The 21,022-nt window shown below is 61.3% G+C and carries 18 protein-coding genes; 6 read left to right on the top strand and 12 right to left on the bottom strand.

Annotated features, from left to right (window positions below; translation table 11 throughout):
- Nucleotides 1-276: 276 nt before the first annotated feature.
- The 9 genes from ACWDSJ_RS35270 to ACWDSJ_RS35310 are packed head-to-tail and all read right to left on the bottom strand — an operon-like array spanning nucleotide 277 to nucleotide 9,535.
- Nucleotides 277-1,293: a 3-oxoacyl-ACP synthase III family protein gene (locus ACWDSJ_RS35270; RefSeq protein ID WP_450037123.1), complete on the bottom strand. Its 1,017-nt coding sequence runs from the start codon at nucleotides 1,291-1,293 to the stop codon at nucleotides 277-279.
- Nucleotides 1,280-2,482 (bottom strand): hydroxymethylglutaryl-CoA synthase, encoded by a 1,203-nt coding sequence (locus ACWDSJ_RS35275; protein ID WP_450037184.1) that lies wholly within the window; start codon nucleotides 2,480-2,482, stop codon nucleotides 1,280-1,282. Before ACWDSJ_RS35275 ends, ACWDSJ_RS35270 begins: the two co-directional genes overlap by 14 nt.
- 10 nt (nucleotides 2,483-2,492) lie before the next feature.
- Nucleotides 2,493-3,566 carry a hydroxymethylglutaryl-CoA reductase gene (locus tag ACWDSJ_RS35280; protein WP_450037186.1) on the bottom strand — a complete coding sequence of 358 codons (1,074 nt, stop codon included), beginning with the start codon at nucleotides 3,564-3,566 and terminating at the stop codon, nucleotides 2,493-2,495.
- Between the two features lie 30 nt (nucleotides 3,567-3,596).
- Nucleotides 3,597-4,631 (bottom strand): diphosphomevalonate decarboxylase, encoded by a 1,035-nt coding sequence (mvaD, locus tag ACWDSJ_RS35285; protein WP_450037125.1) that lies wholly within the window; start codon nucleotides 4,629-4,631, stop codon nucleotides 3,597-3,599.
- Nucleotide 4,632: 1 nt separating this feature from the next.
- Nucleotides 4,633-5,607: a mevalonate kinase gene (mvk, locus tag ACWDSJ_RS35290; RefSeq protein WP_450037127.1), complete on the bottom strand. Its 975-nt coding sequence runs from the start codon at nucleotides 5,605-5,607 to the stop codon at nucleotides 4,633-4,635.
- A 19-nt stretch (nucleotides 5,608-5,626) separates the two neighbouring features.
- A complete protein-coding gene (locus tag ACWDSJ_RS35295; protein ID WP_450037128.1) occupies nucleotides 5,627-6,733 on the bottom strand; it encodes a 3-dehydroquinate synthase II in 1,107 nt (368 codons plus the stop codon).
- Entirely contained in the window at nucleotides 6,711-7,496 is a 786-nt protein-coding gene (locus ACWDSJ_RS35300) for a hypothetical protein (RefSeq protein ID WP_450037130.1), read from the bottom strand. Before ACWDSJ_RS35300 ends, ACWDSJ_RS35295 begins: the two co-directional genes overlap by 23 nt.
- Nucleotides 7,497-7,538: 42 nt before the next feature.
- The gene (locus ACWDSJ_RS35305) at nucleotides 7,539-8,516 is read right to left on the bottom strand and encodes a UbiA family prenyltransferase (RefSeq protein ID WP_450037131.1); all 978 of its coding nucleotides are present in this window, start codon (nucleotides 8,514-8,516) and stop codon (nucleotides 7,539-7,541) included.
- A 17-nt stretch (nucleotides 8,517-8,533) separates the two neighbouring features.
- Entirely contained in the window at nucleotides 8,534-9,535 is a 1,002-nt protein-coding gene (locus tag ACWDSJ_RS35310) for a polyprenyl synthetase family protein (protein WP_450037133.1), read from the bottom strand.
- 401 nt (nucleotides 9,536-9,936) lie between these two features.
- Here ACWDSJ_RS35310 and ACWDSJ_RS35315 point away from each other — a divergent pair, with 401 nt between their 5' ends.
- The 6 genes from ACWDSJ_RS35315 (at nucleotide 9,937) to ACWDSJ_RS35340 (ending at nucleotide 17,586) form a co-directional block, all read left to right on the top strand.
- Nucleotides 9,937-10,989 (top strand): polyprenyl synthetase family protein, encoded by a 1,053-nt coding sequence (locus ACWDSJ_RS35315; protein WP_450037134.1) that lies wholly within the window; start codon nucleotides 9,937-9,939, stop codon nucleotides 10,987-10,989.
- A 13-nt stretch (nucleotides 10,990-11,002) separates the two neighbouring features.
- Nucleotides 11,003-12,406 (top strand): FAD-dependent oxidoreductase, encoded by a 1,404-nt coding sequence (locus ACWDSJ_RS35320; RefSeq protein ID WP_450037135.1) that lies wholly within the window; start codon nucleotides 11,003-11,005, stop codon nucleotides 12,404-12,406.
- Nucleotides 12,403-14,028, top strand: coding sequence for an AMP-binding protein (locus ACWDSJ_RS35325; RefSeq protein WP_450037136.1), 1,626 nt, complete (start codon nucleotides 12,403-12,405; stop codon nucleotides 14,026-14,028). Before ACWDSJ_RS35320 ends, ACWDSJ_RS35325 begins: the two co-directional genes overlap by 4 nt.
- 15 nt (nucleotides 14,029-14,043) lie before the next feature.
- On the top strand, nucleotides 14,044-14,859 hold the full coding sequence (locus tag ACWDSJ_RS35330) for a transmembrane-type terpene cyclase (RefSeq protein ID WP_450037138.1): 816 nt from the start codon (nucleotides 14,044-14,046) through the stop codon (nucleotides 14,857-14,859).
- Nucleotides 14,860-15,004: 145 nt separating this feature from the next.
- A complete protein-coding gene (locus ACWDSJ_RS35335) occupies nucleotides 15,005-15,928 on the top strand; it encodes an ABC transporter ATP-binding protein (protein WP_450037140.1) in 924 nt (307 codons plus the stop codon).
- The gene (locus ACWDSJ_RS35340; RefSeq protein WP_450037141.1) at nucleotides 15,925-17,586 is read left to right on the top strand and encodes an ABC transporter permease; all 1,662 of its coding nucleotides are present in this window, start codon (nucleotides 15,925-15,927) and stop codon (nucleotides 17,584-17,586) included. Before ACWDSJ_RS35335 ends, ACWDSJ_RS35340 begins: the two co-directional genes overlap by 4 nt.
- Nucleotides 17,587-17,652: 66 nt before the next feature.
- On the opposite strand, the gene ACWDSJ_RS35345 is transcribed toward ACWDSJ_RS35340, so the two are convergent.
- The 3 genes from ACWDSJ_RS35345 to ACWDSJ_RS35355 all read right to left on the bottom strand — a co-directional run bounded on the left by ACWDSJ_RS35345 (nucleotide 17,653) and on the right by ACWDSJ_RS35355 (nucleotide 21,004).
- Nucleotides 17,653-18,549: a sigma-70 family RNA polymerase sigma factor gene (locus ACWDSJ_RS35345; RefSeq protein ID WP_450037143.1), complete on the bottom strand. Its 897-nt coding sequence runs from the start codon at nucleotides 18,547-18,549 to the stop codon at nucleotides 17,653-17,655.
- Between the two features lie 265 nt (nucleotides 18,550-18,814).
- Nucleotides 18,815-19,894 (bottom strand): type 2 isopentenyl-diphosphate Delta-isomerase, encoded by a 1,080-nt coding sequence (gene fni / locus ACWDSJ_RS35350; RefSeq protein ID WP_450037144.1) that lies wholly within the window; start codon nucleotides 19,892-19,894, stop codon nucleotides 18,815-18,817.
- 18 nt (nucleotides 19,895-19,912) lie between these two features.
- Nucleotides 19,913-21,004 (bottom strand): phosphomevalonate kinase, encoded by a 1,092-nt coding sequence (locus ACWDSJ_RS35355; protein ID WP_450037145.1) that lies wholly within the window; start codon nucleotides 21,002-21,004, stop codon nucleotides 19,913-19,915.
- Nucleotides 21,005-21,022 lie beyond the last annotated feature (18 nt).

The raw sequence follows: 21,022 nt of genomic DNA on the forward strand, positions 1-21,022 counted from the left end.
CGTCACTTCACCTCGACCAACCACCCCACACCGTTAACACAACCAGCACATCGACTCACCCAAACCCACACAACCACTTACAGGACACGCCCTAGTTCTCGTGGAGAAGGAGTGCCGTGGAGTCGGATGCGGTCAGGGCTGCGCGTCGGGGTTCGGGTAGTGCTGGAGAGGGAAGATACGCGCAATTTTCAGAGTGCCGAACGGCTCATGTTCTTCGGAATCTGTGTGTTTCCTGGGAGACGCCAATGGTGCTGACGACTCCATCGCCCTGCCCTATCACCTAGACCACTCGATAAGGCCGACTCCGGCGGACATACCCCCGCCGAAGCCGACGAGCAGGACCTTCTCGCCCCGATGCAGTGCCCCGGAGCGCGCAGCTTGGTCCAAGGTGATCGGAATCGAAGCGCCACCGGTATTTCCGAACTCGGCGACGCTGGTGTGCACTCGAGCGCGGTGCATACCGAACTTCGGGATGATCTCGTCCAGCATCCTTCCGTTCGCCTGGTGCGGTATGACATGATCGATTTCGCTTGGCAGGACATTGTTTTTGTAGAGCACCGCTTTTACCAGGTCGGGAACATTTTCCATGACGAATTCGCGAACGCTTCGTCCGTCCATCGTGAAGTGGTGCAGCCCTTGGTGATAAGTGTCCGGCGTGTACGGTTGGCGACTGCCGCCCGCGCGGACCGAGATCAGTTCCGACATGTGTCCGAAGGTATACAGTCGGCAATCGTGAAAGCCGCGGGTGCCTGAGACCGGACCGATGACTGCGGCGCCCGCGCCGTCTCCCAGCAGGACAACGGTCTTGCGATCGTACGGATCGAGGATGCGCGAGTAGACTTCGGCCCCTATCGCCAATACGTATCCGCCCGACGCACGGATCAGTGAGCGCGCGATCTCCAACGCGAACACGAAACCGCTGCAGACGGCGTTGATATCGAAGGCGGCACAATCCGCTCCCAGCGTGTTTTGTACGTATGCGGCGGTCGGTGGCTGAGGGCGATCTGGAGTCGATGTTGCCAGCACGATGGTGGTCAACTCGCTGGCCGAGACGCCTGCGGCCTCGAGAGCCATCCGTGCGGCTGCCGTGGCAAGGTCGGAGGTGGCCTGATCAGGTGCGGCCCAACGCCGTTCCCGAATTTTCGTCTTCTTCTGGATCCAGGCGTCGTCGACCCCGGCGGGGGCGCCCACGACCTCGTTCGATACCACTCGGTCGGGAACATAGGAGCCGGTCCCCAGGATTCCGATGGCGCCAGATTCTGATGGGTCGACTCTGTTCTTATCTTCCAGCACGGCTACACATCTCCTTCGTGCGCGCCTGATAGATCCGCTTGTGCCCGGAGAGCGCCGCTAGCCGGAAGGGGCCGGAACCGTCTGCGCGTATCACATGGTCGCCACCGTCGGTGGGAATCGTCCGCTCATGCAGTTCCAGGTAACTCGGATAGTCGATCGGCGTGCGTCGCTCGATCACCGATCGGTTCGCGGCGGTCCGCAGGTGATGGCGGTAGCCGGGAGTCACCGTCGCAGTAAAGAATTCTGCGACACTGCCGGAACCGTAACTGAACAACGCGATGGGCTGACCGGCGAGGTCACCGCCGTGGTCGAGCAGCGATGCCAGACCGAGATACAGCGACGCGGTGTAGCTGTTGCCGATCACACGGTTGTAGACCGTGCTGCTGCGGACGGCGTCGAGGATCTCGTCGGACGGCTCCAGGTCGGCGATGTGAGCCAGATGCTGGTGCGCCTTGAAAGCCATCCTTGTGAACGGTTGGTGATAAAGGAAGGCGGCGAATTCGTCGATCGGCCGTCCCCCCTGTTCGTCGTAGTCCTTCCAACTACCTTCCAACGCTTGCAGATACGCGGTGATAGATGCCTTTCCATCGACGACGCCGGTTGATCGGTAGTTGGGCCGCCAGAAGTCCATGATGTCCGCAGCGAATACACCTGACGAGGGCTCCAGGCGGAGGATCGCGGGATCGGAGGTGACCAGCATAGCCGCAGCCGCCGCTCCTTGCGTCGCCTCGGCGGCCGAACCGACGTCGTATCGGGCGATGTCTGCCGCGATGACCAGGGCTCGCTGTGCTGGATCCCGGGCGACGAGTGCGGCCGCGAATTGCAGTGCCGCCGTGGCGCTGTAGCAGGCCTGCTTCAGCTCGACGACACGCGCCGAGGAGGGTAACCCCAGCAGCGAATGAACATAGACGCCGGCCGCCTTCGATTGGTCGACGGCGGTTTCGGTGGCCAACAATATGGTACGAATGCCGGCAGCGCCGTGCCGCTCGACGATCGGCTGTGCCGCTGCGGCAGCCATAGTCACGATATCTTCGTCGGCCGCGGGCACGCTCATCGCTTCCTGGCCGATGCCGATGTGGTACTTGTTGATGTCTATGTCGAACTTCCGTGCAAATTCGGTGTGCTTCAGGACGTAGTGAGAGGTCGAGAAGGAAAGGTCATGTATCCCCACCGAAAAATTCTCATTCATTTCCACTCCATCAGTGTGCGGATACCGACCCGCGTTCCAGTCGGACGTGAGCTCGCATCAGCTCGCCCGGATTTGTCAGTGCCGCCATGATCGACAGCTCACCGCACAGAACCGTCGCCGCGGCGATAGCCGCTAAGCGACGAGCACCGTCCCCCGCTCGAGGTAGACCATGGCAGCCGAGCCGGTCCAGATTCCGTTCGACGAAGTCCAATCCCTTACCGTTGCCGACGCTGCCCACGATGAGATTGGGCAGAGTGCACGAGAAATACAGCATGCCGTCGCGGTCTTCGGCGAGGGTGATCCCCTGGGAACCTTCAACAATATTAGCTGCGTCCTGCCCGGTGGCAAGGTAGAACCCTAGCAACATATTCGCGTAATGGGCGTTCGCGGTACGGATTCCGCCAGCAGCGATGCTGCCAACCAGGTTCTTCCGCAGGTTCAAATCCGCGATCCGCCGCGCGGAAGTGTGTAGCACATCGCTTATGACGTCCTGTGGCACGAGCAGCTCGGCGATGATCTTCTTGCCGCGACCCAGAATTCCATTGACGGCCGACGCCTTTTTGTCCGTGCAATAGTTACCGGAGATCGAGCCGTAGGAGATTCCAGGGATCATTCGCATGATGTGATTCATCAGAACGTCGGCGGCCAGGGTCACCATGTTGTGCCCGGACGCGTCCCCAGTGGTAAATTCGAACCGAAGGAACAGCAGATTGCCAACGATTTCGTGCCGCATTTCAATCAACTCGATGAAGCGACTCGTCGCGCCAGCGACGTCTCGTAGCTCTTCCAACTCCGCATCCAAGCGCCGGATCGCAGCATGCGCAGTCGGGGCATCCTCGGCCTCGAACAGGACCGACCGGGTCATACGGTCATCGACGAGTGTGGCCGTGATACCGTGTTCGATCAACATGGAAACCTTCGCGCCTCGTTGCACCGAGGGCCACAGAGGTGTTTCGAAGGTCGCTAGGGGCACGGATGTCTCAGTTTCGGTGACATTTCCTGAGATTCGAATCGGACCGACCCATTTCATCGGTATTCCGGCTGTCGCGGTGTTTTCTTCCACGCAAGAACCTGCCCTTCTGATCTTGATAAATACGGGTGACGCCGCCGGATGTCACTGTTCGTCATCGAGCAGCCGAGCACCTGGCCCAGGCCGTGCAACGAGAACCGATCGAGTAACGCCGAGTAATTCGATCGCAGCGGCAATGGAGTCGGCGGCCGAGTGTCGACATATGATCTTCACATTCGGTCCGGCATCCATGGTCGCGTAGGCACCGACACCTGACTCGCGCAGTTCGGCCACGCAGTCGAGGATTGTCAGCGAAGCCTGAGATATGTACCGCACGGCCGGCCGCGCGGCAAGCATTGTGGCGTGCACGCCGAGAGCGTTACCCTCGGCGATCTCGCCGACTGTCTCGACGTCGCCGCGGCTGATCGCCGCGCGCATCGTGTGGAGATCCTTCGCGCTGGACTCGACCCATGCTCGGTACAGGGGTGAGGTCTGAACGGTCCGGCGCATCGCATCGCGGCTCGGGATCTTCTTCGCGGCTGTCTCGACGACCGCCACAACCAGGGCGAGATGGAGGGCGTCGCCGTTGATCCGCTCCGCGTAGGAACTGCGATCGCCTTCTTCACCGTTCCCCCGGCCGGCGTGCCAGATGGAGTAGCCATCGAACATCGATCGGCTCGCTGAACCTGAGCCACGCCGTGCCAGGGCCGACAATGCGACGGAATCGAGATCCAGCCCGTACAGCCGCGCTGCCGCTACCGTGAGGGCAGCGAACCCGCTGGCAGAGGAGGCCAGACCGGCGCCGGTCGGGACCGTGTTCCTGGTGTCCACCGTCAAATACTCAGTTCGACCCGCACGCGCGCGAACTAGATCAAGGAATCGCCGAATACGCGCCACCGTTTCGCCGGTCGCGGGTGCATCGTTGAGTATGACCTGGTCGCATCTGCCGCCGTTCGGGCGCACAAAGGTCGTGGTCGGATAAATGTCCAGCGTCATCGACAGACTATCGGAGTAGGGCAGGACTAATTGTTCGTCCCGCTTGCCCCAGTACTTGATCAGCGCGATATTCGGGTGCGCGACGGCACCCACAGGCGAACCGTCCAAGTTGGTTCGTGTTGTCCGTGACGTGGCATCATGCATGTCAGTTCGCCCGACTTCCGAGTGCGATCTCCCATGTCGCCTTCGCTCCGGCGCTGCGTAATGCTGAGGTGACCGCTTCCACGGGTTGACGACCGTCGACGACTGCGATCACACATCCACCGAGGCCGCCACCGCTGAGTTTGGCACCAAGACAACCAGCACGCAGAGCCGCATGGACCAGGCGATCTATTTCGACGGTGCTAACCCCGAGTCCGCGCAACAATTCATGATTCTCGCTCATTCGCTGGCCAAGTTCATTGATTTGCCCTTCTGCCAGATCCTCCACAGCGGCTGTCGTGAGTCGTGTGGAGTGCCGCAGGAACCGGGTCTTCGACGCAGGGTCGGACTCGAACAGGTCCCGGGAGACCTCGAACGCGTCCTTCGTCGAGCCGAATATGCCGGTGTCGGCGATCACTAAGACTCCGTCGGAGCCGACGGACAGTTCTTTGGCGGTGCCGCTTTGGAACCAGATCGGGACGGGGGAGCCGGTGGCTACGGTGTCGACTCCGCTGGGTGATCCGTGGGCCACGCGTTCGGCGGTTTGGACCAGGTCGAAGGCCAGGCGTGTATCGATAGGTCGGTCGAACAGATCGCTTAACGCGAGGACCACGGCACGGGCGCACGCAGCACTCGAACCAAGCCCGCGTCCCAGCGGGATTCCACAGTCGACTGTCACATCGACATCGGACCTCGGCGTTTCGGTGGCGAGAAAGAACGACTCGGCTAGGCCGTTGAGTCGAGAATCGCTCGCTTCCGGTCGACCGCTTCGTTCCACGACAGTGTGATCGGAGTTGCCGCTTGCGGTATTTGTCAGGCGAATACACGTAGTGGATGAGGTGGAGTGTCGCGCTTGCACCATGACCGACAGCTGTGGAATCGGTATCGCGATTGCCGGTGCTCCGTACACCACGGCATGCTCACCGAACAAGATCGACTTGGCATGGGCGCGACCTATACCCACTTCGCGCGTCGTCATTGCATGACTCCCGTCGGAATCAGAACTCACTGATCTGTTCGGCAACTTTGATACCCACATGCCTGCCCGGCTCGACCGCTCGCCCCAGCAACTCCGTACCCGGCCGCACATCGGTCAAATTCAGTGGCTTACCCTCCGCGCTCATCACCCGGACGTGCCAGTCGTCCTGTAGAAACACGTTCACACTGACATCACCGTTTCGGGCCACGAGCAACCGCAATGGCCGCAACTCCACCTTCACCCGACCCACCGACACCTCGCGAAATCGCCCGCTGGCCGACACCGCGCAGCTGCGTTCTCCCGCAGCCAAATCCGTGATGTAGGAGGTTCGTTCGGCGCCGAACACATAAGAGTGCACCGCTCCCGCATTCACCCGGAACGGACGTAGATTCATATAAGGCAGATAGTGAACCTCCGCGCACACCAGCAGACCGCCCGCTGAGGTCGAGCCGACGATCATGCCTTCGTCTTCGCCGAAAAGTGTCGTAGTGTCGATGCAACCGCGGTATCCCATACCTGTCGGCTCGGCCCGTACGACCTCGAACGGCACAAGTTGCTGGTTTACGTCTCGGCGGGTACGCAACACACCGGCTACGCGTTCCAGGTCGGGCAAATGCCGGGCATTCACCACCAAACCCGCAGGGCCGCTCTCCAATACGCCTGCGACACTGCCTGCCTCCGCGCCGGACAAGAGTTCCTTGAAAACCTTCGTCCGGGTGGTTTGCGCCTCGGCGAGCAGCAGTTCGAGCGGGATGTTCGTGGTGTCGGTGAACGCGGCGATCAGGACGTCGACCGATCCGATGATCGATACCGCGACGTTCATGCTGTCGGCGTCGTCGATCACGCACCTGACACCCACCGGCAATTCACCCGCTGTGGCACGTACCGCCTCCAGTTCGGCTGGCGATTCGGCTACCAACAAGCCCACCCTCCGATCGTCCAATCCCGCCAGAGCGGGGGCATCACCGACGCAAGCAATCCGAATACGCTGCACTGCTTCCCAATCGGTAAGCTGGGCAGGCCGCAGAACCAGCGTCGCAATGTCGGAGTTTCGCACATATGCGAGCGCGGCAGGGGTTTCGGTCGGGGGCAGAGTACTGACATCAGCCCAGAGCTCGGTTGTCATGCGTTTCCTTCCGCGCTTCGCCGTGTATGACAACTTTCAGTTGTGTGGTGGCCGTTGCCGGATCCGCGCTGCCGAAGACCCGTCTTCCCACACACAGACCGGCCAGGCCGACACCCATCGCGTTCTTGGCCGAAGCGATGAATTCTTCCCAGGTTCCGATCGCCTCGCCGCCGGCGATTACCACCGGGACACCCACGTCGGAGGCAAGACCGGCGAGATACTCGTTACCGGGATGGATAGTCTTGACAATGTCGGCACCTAGTTCCGCCACCGCGCGCGCCGCGTGGATCACAGCCGGACCGGGCGGCCGATCGGACGGTAGTACGTAGGTCATCGCCAACAGCGGCAAACCCAGGGAATCGCACGACGCGACGACACTCGCAAGGTCGGCCAATGTGGCGCGATCTTCAGCCGAGCCGGCTCCCAGTGTGATATGAACCGACACGGCGTCGGCTCCGATGGCCATGGCCAAATTCGGTTCGCATACGCGCGTTTTCAGTTCGGGTTGAGCACTGAGAGCTGTGCTACCCGAAAGGTGGACGATCAACGCGGTGTCACGCTGCACGGGCATATCCCAGACCGCCGAGCCGCGATGCATCACCACCCCGTCCGCGCCACCGCGCACAACCGAGCGCAGCACCGCGCCCATATTGGATAGACCGCCGACGGTACCCGTCGTCACCGAGTGATCGACGGCAATCAATAGAGTCTTTCCGTCTTCGCCTAACAAGCGACGCATACGGCGACGTTTTCCATCTATCATTGGGCAACCTCGATTTCGTAGGTTGATATCACTTGGCGACGCTTAGGTCGCCGCGAACAGATATGTGGCGGGAATTGCGATCCCCAGGAATCCGAGATTGTACGCATACATGCCCATTCGGCGAGCGTCCAGCCACTGCTTGCGTACCGGACCGAGATGAAGCTGCCGTACGTGGAGAAAGGTAGGCGGAACCATGGTCAGGAATGTCCACCATGGAAATCCGGCACCGACCACCAGCCACACCGTCGCTGCGATCGACCCGGTCACCAGAAGTGATAGTACCGCCGCCAGTGATGCCGAATTCGACACTGTTGCCAGCGTTTTGCGGCCGACCATGCGGTCTCCCACAATGTCATTGACATTCGAGTAGCTGCTAACCATGAGCATCCACAATCCGAGCAGCACTCCTTCCGCGGCGACCGACCGTGTCCAATGGCCTGCGACCGCCAGAAATGGTGCGTAAAGCCCACATGCCGTCGCGCCGAACAGAAGCATCTCCGCTCCGCCCAGATGGTAGCTCATGCGTAATCCGGCCGAGTACTGAATGCTCAGAATGAATCCGGCCAGATACATCAAATAGGCGAAGTTCGGTGACTGCCAGCCCAGTGACCAAAATGCTATCACCCCCGCGAAGATTGCGATCGCAGCTGCGCAGATTACAAATATGATAGCCTGTCGCTCGGAGACGGTGCCACTCAACAATGGCTTTCGTCGAATATCTCGCCGCGTTTCTTCGGCTCGATAATTGATAGCATCACTACCATTGCGAAATCCAACGATGTCGTCGATCGCGCAGGTTGTTGCGACTATGGCAATCGAACCTACCAGAAACCACATCATGGCCAGAACTACTGTGGGTCGACGAGCCACTATCGGATCCAGGGACAGCCACGCCAGGATCCATCCGAAATAGTGCTGAAAGACGGCGATCTTCGATAACCGGAGAAACCCGGTGAGTTTATCTCTGACGCTCTGCCTCCGGATATTCGATCCGAAAGTGGCGCTTGATACTTCTGACATCTGGGCGCGCTCCCGAACTACTTGTCACGTACCGCCGCCGCGCGAGCTATAGAGATCAGCTCATCCCGCCAGCCGGGCTCCAATTCGACCCCGTCGAGGGCCTCCTGTGCTTCAGCCACCAGTCCGTGGATATGGGACTCGACCTCGGCGCAAATCCCGGTGTCGCACAGGGTGCGATATAGCAGATCCGGGGTAGCGCCTGGGTCGGTGAGCAGCTCGCGCACGGCAGAGCTTCTTTCCATCGCGAGCGACAGCAGAAGCGTCATCTTGTGTCCTTCAAAATCGAGGTGGGCGGGCTTGCCGGTGATCTCGGCGTTGCCCAGGACGTCCAGCAGGTCGTCGCGCAGCTGATACGCCTCTCCGACAGCAACGCCGAACGAGCGAAACGCCTCGATCAGGTCCGGCCTTCCAGCGAGGAGCACACCGATGACCAGCGGGCGACAAATGCTGTAGTTGCCCGACTTGATCTGCGCGATAAGTCTCGACAGCTCAGAATCGGCCGCGAAACGCGCGGCGGCCAATAGATCTAGATGTTCGCCGACCACCAATTCCGCACGCAGTTCACTCCATGCTTCCGATACAGCCGGCATGGCCGCGGACATGAGATTGTCAGCGTATATCAGGGCCAGATCCCCTGCGAGTATTGCGACGCTTTCACCGAATCGACGTGCCTCTCCTTGCCAACGGTTTGCTTGGTGCTCGGCGGCATATTTCTGGTGGACCGTCGCGGCACCGCGCCGTAGAGACGATCCGTCCATGATGTCGTCGTGGATCAATGCGCAGGTGTGTAGAAACTCGAGCGCTGCGGCAGCCGAGATGATCGGACTTCGATCCGGATCACCTTTGGCAGCCAGATAGCCGCTGATGCATAACATGGGGCGTACCCGTTTTCCGCCCGCCTGGAAGAGATCGAAAATCGTCTCGATCGGCATTGCGGCATGCTCATCCAGCGCCGACCAGCGCATTCGCTCCTGAGTAAGAATATTTTCAGAGAGACGCTCGACGCGACTCATCATCATATTTCTGGTATGCCGCAATGAAACATGCGGGCCTCTCGCACACACGGACACGGGGTCACCTCTGCGGATTCGATTTCGATACTTCGACGATCGCGGCAATCGAAGCAGGGAAAGAATGAAGAAAGCATCTGCATTTGGGCAGCGCTGGTGTACGTCCAGCATGACAGAGGCGGTGTTCGAATCCAAGATGCGACTGATGTGATGCGAATCACGTGCGGGTGCGGATGGATTTCGCTCGCCAGTCCTGTCATGCTGAACGGACACCAGCGCTGCCCACAATGGCAGCTGCTTCCCTCTTTGCGTTACTTTTCCCCTGATGGCGGATTCCCGCATATACCTGTGCCGTCGGATCCTTCGCGAATCAATCCCGTCATCATGCCCACACCGATAGAGGTGGCACCGTGACCGTATTCATGACCAACTCGAGCGGCTCCCTCCGGCACACCAAATCAGAGATGATGAATAGCGCCGATGAGCAGGCTCTTAGCTTTCTGGCTGCCGAGCGCGCACGGTGGTCCGAACTCGACGAGAACGCCATCGCACCGATCGATGCGGTCATCGACCTGGTTCGGGCAGGCGGCAAACGTATCCGCCCGGAGTTCTGCATCAGTGGCTACCTTGCGGCAGGCGGAGACGCCGGGCTGCAATCAGTGATCTCGGCGGCGATCGCGCTGGAGTTCCTGCATACCTTCGCGCTGATCCATGATGACATCATTGATGACTCATCGTGGCGGCGAGGTGCGGCGACCGTCCATGAGAAGCATGCTGCAGAACACCGGCTCAACCACTGGCGGGGCGAATCGCGTCGATTCGGTGAGAGTGTTGGGATCCTGTCCGGGAACCTGGCCCTGATCTATGCCGACGACTTCATGAGCGACGCCGCGCCGAACGTCGCCGATGTCTGGGTCGAAATGCGCGCCGAGCTGATCATCGGACAGTACCTCGATGTCCTGGCCGCGGCGAGGTTCTCCGGCGATGCGCGGTTGTCCCGGCTGATCGCGCAGGTAAAGTCGGGCAATTACACCATTCACCGCCCCTTGGTCATCGGTGCGCTGCTCGCAGGTCGGCCGGACCTGGCGGATGCATTCCGCTCCTTCGGAGTAGCTGTCGGGGAGGCCTTCCAGTTGCGTGACGACCTCCTCGACCTCCTCGGCGACGCCGAAACCACCGGTAAGCCCGCTCATCTCGACTTCGCACAGCACAAGATGACCCTGTTGCTGTCGCTGGCCATCGAGCGAGATCCCGACGTCCGGGAGATGGTCACCGATCCGGCCGCGACTCCGGAGAAACTGCATCGGTTGCTGATGGAATCTGGTATCTGCGCTGAGGTCGAGTCCCATATCGACAAGTTGATGCAACTCGGCCACGACGCGATCGCCTGCGTGCGATTGGAGCCGGGCTGGCGGGAAGAACTCGCCGCCATGGCACACGCGGTCGCCTACCGCAAGCGATAGTCAGGAGTTCTCGATGAGCCCAATGGATTCGGTGATAGTTCTCGGAGGAGGGATCGGTGGCCTCCTCTCGGCCGCGGCGGTCGCCCCGCACGCAAGTTCTGTCATAGTGGTCGAAAAGGATTCGCTGTCAACGGTTCCCGTCGAGCGACGTGGTCTGCCGCAGGCGCAGCATACCCACATGCTGATGCCGAGCGGCGCCGCGGCCACGGATGCCTTGGTGCCCGGATCGATCGACCAGCTGGTCGGTGCGGGCGCGCACCGGATCGGCATGAACGCGAATATCGTGTCCTATAGCCAGCGAGGGTGGGTACAGCGAATGCCCGCGCGGCGGCACGCGATAACCTGCAGTCGTCCGCTGATCGATGCCACTGTTCTTGCACGAGTTCAGGATTTGCCGAACGTCTCATTCGAAATTGGTTGTCAGGCAGTGGGTTTGGTGGGGACTTCCCAGCGGGTGTCCGGAGTCCGGATTCGCGACGAGGGCGGGGAACGGGTCGCGCGGGCCGCGCTCGTCATCGATGCGACCGGTCGAGGTTCTCGAACGATCGCCTGGCTGGAATCACTCGGTGTGCCGTCGGTACCAACCGACTGCGTGGACTCCGGCCAGGCGTACGCCACTCGGGTGTTCCGTGCCCCCGCAGGAGCGGAGACCGGTTTTCCGATGATCACGATTATCGCCGATCCGTCATCGACGCAGCCGGGACGTGGAGCGGTGTTGACGCCGATCGAAAACGGGAACTGGATGGTCACCTTGGGTGGGACGCGCGGCGGCGAACCACCTACTGACGAGAACGGATACCGGTTCTTCGCAAGGCACGCGGTCCGCCATCCCCTCGTCGCCGATGCGATCGCACGCGCCGAACCGATCGGATCGATCAGAGGGTCGCGGAGCACTACGAATAGAAGGCGACGGTTCGATCTCTCTTCCGCCTGGCCCGCTGGCTTCCTCGTCGTCGGAGATGCCTCGGCGACATTCAATCCGGTCTATGGACACGGAATGTCTGTCGCCGCACGTGAAGCGCTTGCGATCCGTGAGATCCTCGACCGAGTCGAACCCGATGTGTTCTCGACGCGCGGTTTGCAGCGATCCATCAGTCGGTGCGCGGTCGACGCGTGGCAGATCGCGGCCAGCCAGGATATGCGCTACCCGGCGACGAAGGGTTCCCCGCCCGGGCGTGCGGCGAGGCTGCGAAACCTATATTTGGACCGAATCATTCGTACCGCGTGCGTCGAGCCGAGAGTGCGATCAGCACTCATCGACGTTTACTCGCTGTCGAGGCCGTTGAGCACGTTCACGAAGCCCGGGCTGGCCCTCCGCGTGATGCGAGGTCCCACCCACAGTCCACCGATCGATCCGCCTCTGACCGAACACGAGCGCGAGATCATCGGAGTAAGAGAGCGTCAGGTAGCGGAATGATCAGCAGAAGGATCGGCTTCCCGCCGAATCTCGGCCAGCTCTTCGAATGGCACGCGAACAGGAATCGTCAGACCACCCTCTACCTGGACCGTCCCTTCGACGTCTCTCCCGAGGCCGGCACGCAAATCTTTGGCGCTGGGCTGGCGGGCATCGTCGAAGAGATTTCTGGATGGCTCAGCGCGGCCGGCCTCCGCTACGGGGAGGCCGTAGCCGTGGTCAAGGAGAACCATTTCGACACGGTTCTGATCGCTGCCGCGGCCGTTCGGATCGGTGCGTTGCCGGTCTTGTTATCGCCAGAGAATTCGGACCACAATCTGCGAGTTATGCTGGGGCGCGCTCGCCCGACCCTCGCCGTGCTGGGTGAGGGCATCATCGCCAGGATCGCCACTGCGGACCAGCCGGTTGTTCCCCCGCAGACGCGCATCATCGCCCTCGGGGGCGATCCCGCGGCAATGCCAGGGCTCGAGGTCATCCCGATCGGGAGATTGAGAGGCGCTCCCGTGGCGCCCGCACGCTTTCGGCCCCTCGATGAGCCGATGATCGTGACGCATACCTCCGGCACCACCGGCGTCCCGAAGCTCGTGCTGCACTCGTCGCGAAGTTCTATGGCGTCCATTTCCTTTCGGATCGAATCGACTCACATTCCGTTTGTGACATCGCGAAGCTCGGATGTGGTGGTGGGCTGCTTCTCCTACGTCCACAACAGGCTGCTGTCCTGGACCGCAGCGCAACTCTCCCTTGCTCCGAAGGCCACGGTCGTCATGACGGATCCGTCGCCGGAGAACGCCGAAGAAATTTTGGAGAGGTATCGTCCGACCTCCCTCGAGACGTTGCCCAACGTATTTCAAGTTTGGGAAACTCTCGCACACCGGCGACCGCAGCTGTTCGCTCGGGTGAAACGGTTCAACAGCGCCTTCGACGCCATACATCCGCGGACCGTACGAACCTTTCTCGAGGCTTCCGGCGCCCGATACCCGATCTGGGCTACGGGCCTGGGGCAATCCGAGAGCGCGAGTGTTTCGGTCAGTATCTTTACGCGGCGGATGGCTCGCCGCTGGCGGGACCCGCTGGACTCGACGAACATAGGGTGGATCCCCCCCTTCCAGCGCGTACGTGTGGTGGATTCGCTGACGGGAGAGCCGAAACGCCGCGGTGAGGCAGGGTTGGTCCTGGTTAAGACGAGCTCGCTGTGTCTAGCCTATCTCGGCGAAAATGAGCGGTATCGGGCGAAGCTTCGTAACGGCTGGTGGGTCACCGGTGATGTCGGCAGTCGGATGCCGTACGGGCGCTTCCGCATGATGGACCGGGAGGTCGACTTCGTACAGGGCATGAGCTGTCTCCACTTGGAGAATTTACTGCTGGAGCGACTGCCGGAGTCTGTGGACATCACGGTGCTTGCGATGAACGACCTACCGCCCGTCCCTGTGATCAGCACCCACGGTGAAGAAATCGACCCGGCGAGGTGGGAGCTGGCCATCCGCGATCTTCCCAAAATGGCTGAGCCGATCACGATTCCGTGGACCGAGCTGCCGAGGACGGCGACATGGAAGGTACGGCGGAACGAACTCCGCTCCCGGGTATTGGGCAGCGAGAACATGCCTGGAACGGGAAACTGGACTTGAGAGGTGAGTACTTCCATGCTGCCGTTCAATTTTCTACCGCCTGCTCTTATCCAGATGTCGCACATCGCGCCTGCCACGCTTCCGGAGGCGACGAATACGCCGTGGTTGTACTGGGGATTGATGGGTCCGGCCGCTGTTGGCTGGCTGAGCGCTTACGGCCTTGCCATCCACCGCGGGTTCGTGGACAAGTATGTTGCGATTCCGGCATTTCTGGTGCTGGTCAACTTCGCCTGGGAGTTCAATCTCGCCCTGGTGCTCGATCAGGGAACTACTCAGAGACACATCAATTTCTCGTGGGCGGCGCTCAACACGATCATCGTCTTCCAGGCCTTCAAATACGGCTGGAAGGACTTCCCGTCATTGTCAAAGGGTCGGTTCCGATCATCATTGATCGGCATATTCTTGTGGGCGTCGGTCATGGTCATGGTGTCGACCAACGAATTTGGCGACGTCGAAGGCGCGTACACAGGCACGGTTATCAACATTCCATTGAGCGCCGCTTTTATCTTCATGTTGCGGGCGCGAAGGTCCTCGGTGGGGCAGTCGATGTACATTGCAATATTCAAATGCATCGGATCGATTTTCGCTGGTCTGACCGCCTTCGTGCAGTTTCAAGGGCGGTATCTGTTCTTCCCGTTGTTCGCGACGATTCTGGTGCTCGATCTGAGCTACATTTACCTTCTGCACCAGCAGATCCGTCGCGAAGGCGGCTCCCCGTGGGATCTGAACAGACCGCGCGTGTACCCATCCTCCGGTGCGCGTGAGTTGCCTCCCTCCGCGTCGACTACCCGACTTCGCGTCAGCGAGGAACTCGACGACGTTGCCCGGTGACGCCCGCTTTCCGCTCGGATCTGGCCTTGTCATGGATCGCGCCGATGAACGGTCTAGTGATCAGACCCTCAAAGGTGCCGGTGCCGCCGAGCGTCGTGCCGACCCGTAGGGGCACCCTACCGCTGGATCTCATCGAGGTGAGGACATGGACAACGCCATAGAAATCTCAGAGCTTCGAAAGTCGTTCGGCCGCACCCAGGCTCTCGACGGGGTTGACCTGCAGGTGGCCGTCGGCCAGGTGCACGGGTTTCTGGGTCCGAACGGCGCCGGCAAATCAACTACCATCCGGATCCTTCTCGGCCTGCTCAAGGCCGACTCCGGCAGGGTCCGCCTGTTGAACGCGGATCCCTGGTTGAACGCCGTGGGTTTGCACCGCCGGCTCGCCTATGTTCCGGGCGATGTCGAGCTGTGGCCCAATCTGACCGGCGGTGAGGTGATCGATCTCCTCGGGCGACTCGGCGGCAAACCCTCGGAGCGGATTCGATCCCGGCGGGCAGAGCTGATCGAGAGGTTCGACCTGGACCCTACGAAGAAGTGTCGGACGTACTCGAAGGGCAATCGACAAAAAGTCGCCATCGTCGCGGCCCTGGCCGCCGACGTGGAACTGCTCATCTTGGACGAACCGACGTCCGGCCTCGATCCCCTGATGGAAACCGTGTTTCAGGACGTGGTGACCGAGATGAAGCAGCAAGGGCGGACGGTGCTACTTTCCAGCCACATCCTATCCCAGGTCGAGAAGTTGGCTGACCGGATCAGCATCATCAAGCAGGGTCGAATCGTCGAAACCGGAACGCTGGATGAGATGCGTCATCTGTCCCACACCACGGTCGAAGTCCGCACGACCTGCCCGGCCGACGGTCTCGCTGTGCTGCCGGGGACCTCCGGCTTCGAAACCACCGGGGACGGAATACGTTTCACCGTCGACGGCGAGTACATCGACGATGTGATGAGAGAGTTGACACGTCTGGGCATTCGCAGTATCAGCTGTCACCCACCGACGCTCGAAGAACTCATGCTACGGCACTACAGCATCGATTCCGCCGGTGAGCACCAGGAGTACGCACGATGATCTCCGCTGCGACTGCCGCCCGGACCTCTTTCGCCGAGAACGACGCGCCCGTCATGGAAGCCTGGGTCGGCACGCTGACGTTGCTCAAATTTCAAGCGAGCCGTGACCGCGGCAGATTGATTCTCTGGATTGTGGGGTTGGCGCTCTGGCCCGTCCTCGTGCTGGCGTCCCTCGGTCACAATTATCCCACCCGCGAAAACCGACAGAACGCTGGAGACCTCTTCGGCCTGCCCGCGGTGACCGCGATGGTCGGCAACAACTACCAGCCGTGGAACTATACGTTCGGCATCATGCTGGGGCATATGCTCTTCATCTGGGCGGCAATGCCTTTCGCCTTGATGAGCATCCTGCTGGCCATCCGCTACACGCGACTGGAGGAGGAGCTTCGCCGCACCGAGTTGCTTCGAGCCCGGGCTCTTGGCCGGCATGCTCAGTTGAGCAGTGCCGTAGTTCTTGTCGCAGCCGTCAATATCGTAACAGGAGCAGTAGTCGCTGCCGGACTGGCGGCCTTTCCTCTCGACGGAATCTCGGTGTCCGGATCGGGTTTGTATGGAGTCTCGCTCGCCGCGGTCGGCATCGCCTTCTTGGGCATCACAACACTGGCCGCGCAGATCACCGAATTCAGCAGCACCGCGATTTCGATTTCTCTGTCCGCGCTCGGCACCGCGTATGTCGTGCGCGCGATCGGCGATGTCAGCCGCAACCCTTTATCGTGGCTCTCCCCGCTGTATTGGGGATTCGCGACCCACCCTTACGCGGACGCCCAGCGATACTGGCCACTGCTGGTCCCAGTGTTGTTCGCGCTGGTGACTCTCGCTCTGTCACTGCGCCTGAGCACCAATCGGGACGTGGGTGCGGGCCTGCGCCCCCCGAGGCCCGGTGCAAGTTCGGCCGCCGCCACCCTCCTGGCTCCCCACGGTCTGGCCGGCCGTCTCCTGGGCATGAGCGCGGTATCTTGGACGATCGGATTGGTCGTCTTCGGTGTGATGTACGGATCGGTACTCGGAACGATCAACGAACTGCTCGCCGATCTTCCCGCTTTCCAAAAGATGGTGCGACCGACCGGCGGGGCGTCGATGTCGGACTCGTGGATTGCGAGCACGCTCGCCCTGTTCGCGATCCTCGCGGCAGTCCAGGGAATGCTCACTATCACCTTCATGCGCAAGGAAGAACGCAGTGGCCGTGCCGAACCGGTTCTCGCGGCTGTCTTTTCCCGATCACAGTGGGCCGGTGGCAATCTGCTTGTCGGTATAGCCGGCAGTACTGTCACGGTGGTCTGTGCCGGGCTCGGTTACGGAATCAGCGGTGCCCTGGCGACCGGAGACCATGATGTGCTGGTGAAGGTCATGACGGCCAGCGCCGCCAATATCCCGGCCGTCTGGCTCACGCTCGCCATCACCATGGCTGTGTATGGAGCGATACCACAATTTCTGGAAGTGGTCTGGCTCATTCCCGTCTATGCGATTGTGGCGGTGTGGTTGGGCGACATCTTCGGGCTGCCCGGTTGGGCCAAGAAGCTTTCGCCCTTCGGGTACATCTCCAACATGCCCGCAGAGCCGTTCGCTCTGCTGCCCACTGCCGCACTAGTGGCAGTGGCGGTCGTGCTGGGCGCGACGGGAGGCACCCGATTCAGGCACCGCGACCTCCATCTGAAGTAACATGCGCCAAAGGAGGCGGGTCGGCGTGAAGAGGTTGTGTGATTCGAGCCGACCCGCCGCCGAAGATCATGTCGACAGCTGCCGATCCAGAAACCGCAATTTATCGGGATTGACGCATGTCCGGATGGTCGAAATGAGGCCCTCGTGGGTCTCGAGGAGGATCGCGGCAATCACCTTATGGCCCTCCCGTGCCACGACCGCAGGCTGGCAATTCACCTCTTTCAACAGAAATTCGATGCCGGACGGCGCCTTCGCCATCCATGACCGGAGGTAGTGCGCGACGGTGATGCGTCCGGATACGGGACGTGTTGCGGCGGTAACCCGGCCGCCTCCATCAGCCCAAGAGACAACCTCCCCGGCCAGCAGAGCTTCGAAGGACGCTATGTCATCCCCTCGGGCAGCCTCAAGAAAGGACCGTGCCAGGGCGACTGCATCGATTCCGGTCGGTGTGTATCGCTGGCCGCCCTTCAAACGAAGCCGTGCGCGGCGGTAGTGTTGTTGCGATCCGGACTCGGTGATTCCGAGTATTTGCGAGATCTCGTGGTGTGTATACCCAAACGCTTCTCGGAGCACGAATACGGCGCGCTCCGGGGGTGAAAGCTTCTCCATCAGAACCAGCATCGCCATCGAGATCGTCTCTCTCATCTCCACGGACTGATCCGGCATCACGCTGGGATCGGAGGTGATCACGGGCTCGGGAAGCCACGGCCCGAGGTACGATTCACGCGTCCGATAGGCCAGATTCAGCTTGTTGATGCTGAGGTTGGTCACGACCGTGGTGAGCCAGGCATCATGATTCCTGACCGTCTCACCGGTGTGTTGCCGCCATCGAATGTAAGCATCTTGAACCACATCTTCGGCATCGCTCGCCGAACCAAGCAGGCGATAGGCGATCGCCGTCATCTTCCCACGATGTTGTTCGAACTCACCGATCGCCGCGCGACTCTCGGCATCGGTCGGCACATGCCCGGACGATCGTCGGTTCCTCATCCCATAAGTACAGCACCCGTGACCGGCTGTAACACGGCCGGGGGCGGGCCATTGGATGACCGCACAATCGCAATAGCATTTGTCGCTGCGCGCTTCCGCACTACGGAACCAACCATCATGGATTCAAAGTCGTCGAGGTGTTCCCCGATCGATATATCGCGACTAGGAAGTCCCAGTCCTCACTGTTGAGGGCACTGTCCGCGATGCCATGTTGTTCACGATGCGCGATGACGATTCGCTAGTGACCACGCCCTTCTGATTGCTGACGTGCCCGACTGGCCAGTTTCCCGATGTCAATCCCGCGGGCTTCGCAGAAGGCGCGCAGACCTCCCGACACGACCAGGTCACATCGCCGACAGTCGGCGGGTGTCGATGTGCCCACAACGGTCATGAGCGACCGAATCTGGTCGAGCCAGGTGCTGATTCGGTCCACCAGCGCTGGCAGTCCAGCATTCATGAGGGTGCCGAGGAACTGGCCGGACACACCGACCGCCGGTGCGCCAAGCGCCAGTGCGCGCATAACGTCGAGAGGGTTACGCACGCCACCGGAAGCCAGGACCGGTAGGTTTGTCGCGCCCACGCAGTCCAACAGACTGGCCGGGGTCGAGAGACCCCAGTCTGCAAGGAAGGCGTAGTCCTGCCGACTTCGGCGCCCGTTTTCGATGACGGCGAAGTTCGTACCGCCGCGACCGCCGACGTCGACGGCGTCGACGCCGAGCCCCTGCAGCCTCGCTGCACTGTCGCGGCTAAGGCCGAAGCCGACTTCCTTCACGATGACAGGCACGTCCACCGCCGCCGCGACGCGTTCTATGCTGCTCGCCCAGGCGGCAAAGGATCGGTCGCCCTCGGGCATCACAATCTCCTGGATCGCATTCAAATGGATCTGCAGCGCGTCGGCCTCGAGCAGATCAATGGCCCGTTTGGCATCCTCCACCGACGTCGTGGCGTTGATGTTCGCCATGATGAACCCGTCCGGGTTCTCTTTGCGCATTACCCGGTAGGTGTCGGCAACTGCCTCGTCGGCGAGAAACGCGCTCAGTGATCCGGTCGCGATCGCGACGCCGGTCTCTCGGGCCGCGACGGCTAGATCGCGGTTGATTTGTCCGGTGCCCTCGCTGCCCCCGGTCATGGCGTTGATGTAAAGCGGAACCTGCCACCGCACACCAGCGAAAACTGTGGCGAGCCCGACATCGGCCCGATCGATTCCCGCGAGTGCATGATGGACGAAAGCCACATCGTCGAATTCGTTGCGTAAGTTTCGGTGTTGCGACTGTTCGAGCGCCAGCCGCACGTGGTCATCCTTGCGATTACCGATCACGGTCGGTCCTCCTCGAGGTCACACCAGATTGAGGGCTAGCGGACGAATTCCGGTCGAACGCCACCGATCCCGCAACTGCTCCAGTCGGGACGGTGAGGAATCCGTGAGTACGGCGATGCCACAGTCACCACCCCCCGATCCAGACGGCTTCGCGGTACCGCCCGCCTCTTCGGCGATACGGCAAAACGCATTGAGCCGATCGGTGAAGATCCCGATCTGCGTAATGCCGTCTGCGGTCTCGAGCAGCAACCGGAATCGGCGGATATGGTCCAGCAGGGCCGCGGTGTCACGCTCCCGCAACGCGGTGATACAGCCCTGGACGCACTCGTCGCTGCGCCAAAGGAACGACCGGTAGAAGGTGCTGTACTTGTGGTTCTGCAGCATCATCCCGCCCACCATTTTCGGACTGGACGACGGTGTGCCAGTCCAACCAACCTCGAAGTTGAGGTTTTTCGGTGGATTGAGGCTCTGCACCGAGAAATTCGGCCACTGTGCGTGTATGGTGTGCTCGACGCCGAACCGCTCGGCCATACCGAGAACCTCCAGCCGATTCGGGGCGCTGTAGGCGACCCACCCCTCCCAAGTGCTCGCCGCCAGGTCACCACCGGAGGATTTCGGATCGACCCGCGCGGTGGCAAGCATGGCCAGCCGGTAGCGTTCCTCCATCGACGGTTCCAGGCCGTGGAAGGCGCCGATCGCGGCGATCGCGGCGACAGTGACCGCTCCACTGGAGCCCAGCCCCAGTTTGACGCCGTCCTCGTGCAGTTCACTGGTTATGTCCACATTGATGGGGACCACCGAAGTACCGACTTCTAGCGCGTATCGCTGGACCACCTCGATCGCCGACATCACATGGCGCAATCTGCGGATGGCGGCATCGCCACCCACGATCGGAAGCAACCTCAGATTCTTGCGGACGAATCGCACTGTGCCTGAACACATATCGGAGGTGACCGCGACGTCGTACGTTGCGCTTTCCGCATGCGTCACAGTGACAGACACGCGCCGGTCCACCGACGCCACGATCGCGACTCGCCCTGGTTCCACGACGGAGTACTCGCCGACCACGAACAATTTTCCGGGTGCGCTGCGCGTGATCACCGACAACATCTGCACTACCTCCTGAGC

Source organism: Nocardia sp. NPDC003482 (assembly GCF_053588115.1).

Excerpts from the sequence above, each read along its gene's own strand:
- ACWDSJ_RS35275 (WP_450037184.1), bottom strand. The coding sequence starts at position 2,482 with ATGAATGAGAATTTTTCGGTGGGGATACATGACCTTTCCTTCTCGACC.
- mvaD (WP_450037125.1), bottom strand. The coding sequence starts at position 4,631 with ATGCATGATGCCACGTCACGGACAACACGAACCAACTTGGACGGTTCG.
- mvk (WP_450037127.1), bottom strand. The coding sequence starts at position 5,607 with ATGACGACGCGCGAAGTGGGTATAGGTCGCGCCCATGCCAAGTCGATC.
- ACWDSJ_RS35295 (WP_450037128.1), bottom strand. The coding sequence starts at position 6,733 with ATGACAACCGAGCTCTGGGCTGATGTCAGTACTCTGCCCCCGACCGAA.
- ACWDSJ_RS35300 (WP_450037130.1), bottom strand. The coding sequence starts at position 7,496 with ATGATAGATGGAAAACGTCGCCGTATGCGTCGCTTGTTAGGCGAAGAC.
- ACWDSJ_RS35305 (WP_450037131.1), bottom strand. The coding sequence starts at position 8,516 with ATGTCAGAAGTATCAAGCGCCACTTTCGGATCGAATATCCGGAGGCAG.
- ACWDSJ_RS35310 (WP_450037133.1), bottom strand. The coding sequence starts at position 9,535 with ATGATGATGAGTCGCGTCGAGCGTCTCTCTGAAAATATTCTTACTCAG.
- ACWDSJ_RS35320 (WP_450037135.1), top strand. The coding sequence starts at position 11,003 with ATGAGCCCAATGGATTCGGTGATAGTTCTCGGAGGAGGGATCGGTGGC.
- ACWDSJ_RS35325 (WP_450037136.1), top strand. The coding sequence starts at position 12,403 with ATGATCAGCAGAAGGATCGGCTTCCCGCCGAATCTCGGCCAGCTCTTC.
- ACWDSJ_RS35330 (WP_450037138.1), top strand. The coding sequence starts at position 14,044 with ATGCTGCCGTTCAATTTTCTACCGCCTGCTCTTATCCAGATGTCGCAC.
- ACWDSJ_RS35335 (WP_450037140.1), top strand. The coding sequence starts at position 15,005 with ATGGACAACGCCATAGAAATCTCAGAGCTTCGAAAGTCGTTCGGCCGC.
- ACWDSJ_RS35340 (WP_450037141.1), top strand. The coding sequence starts at position 15,925 with ATGATCTCCGCTGCGACTGCCGCCCGGACCTCTTTCGCCGAGAACGAC.
- ACWDSJ_RS35355 (WP_450037145.1), bottom strand. The coding sequence starts at position 21,004 with ATGTTGTCGGTGATCACGCGCAGCGCACCCGGAAAATTGTTCGTGGTC.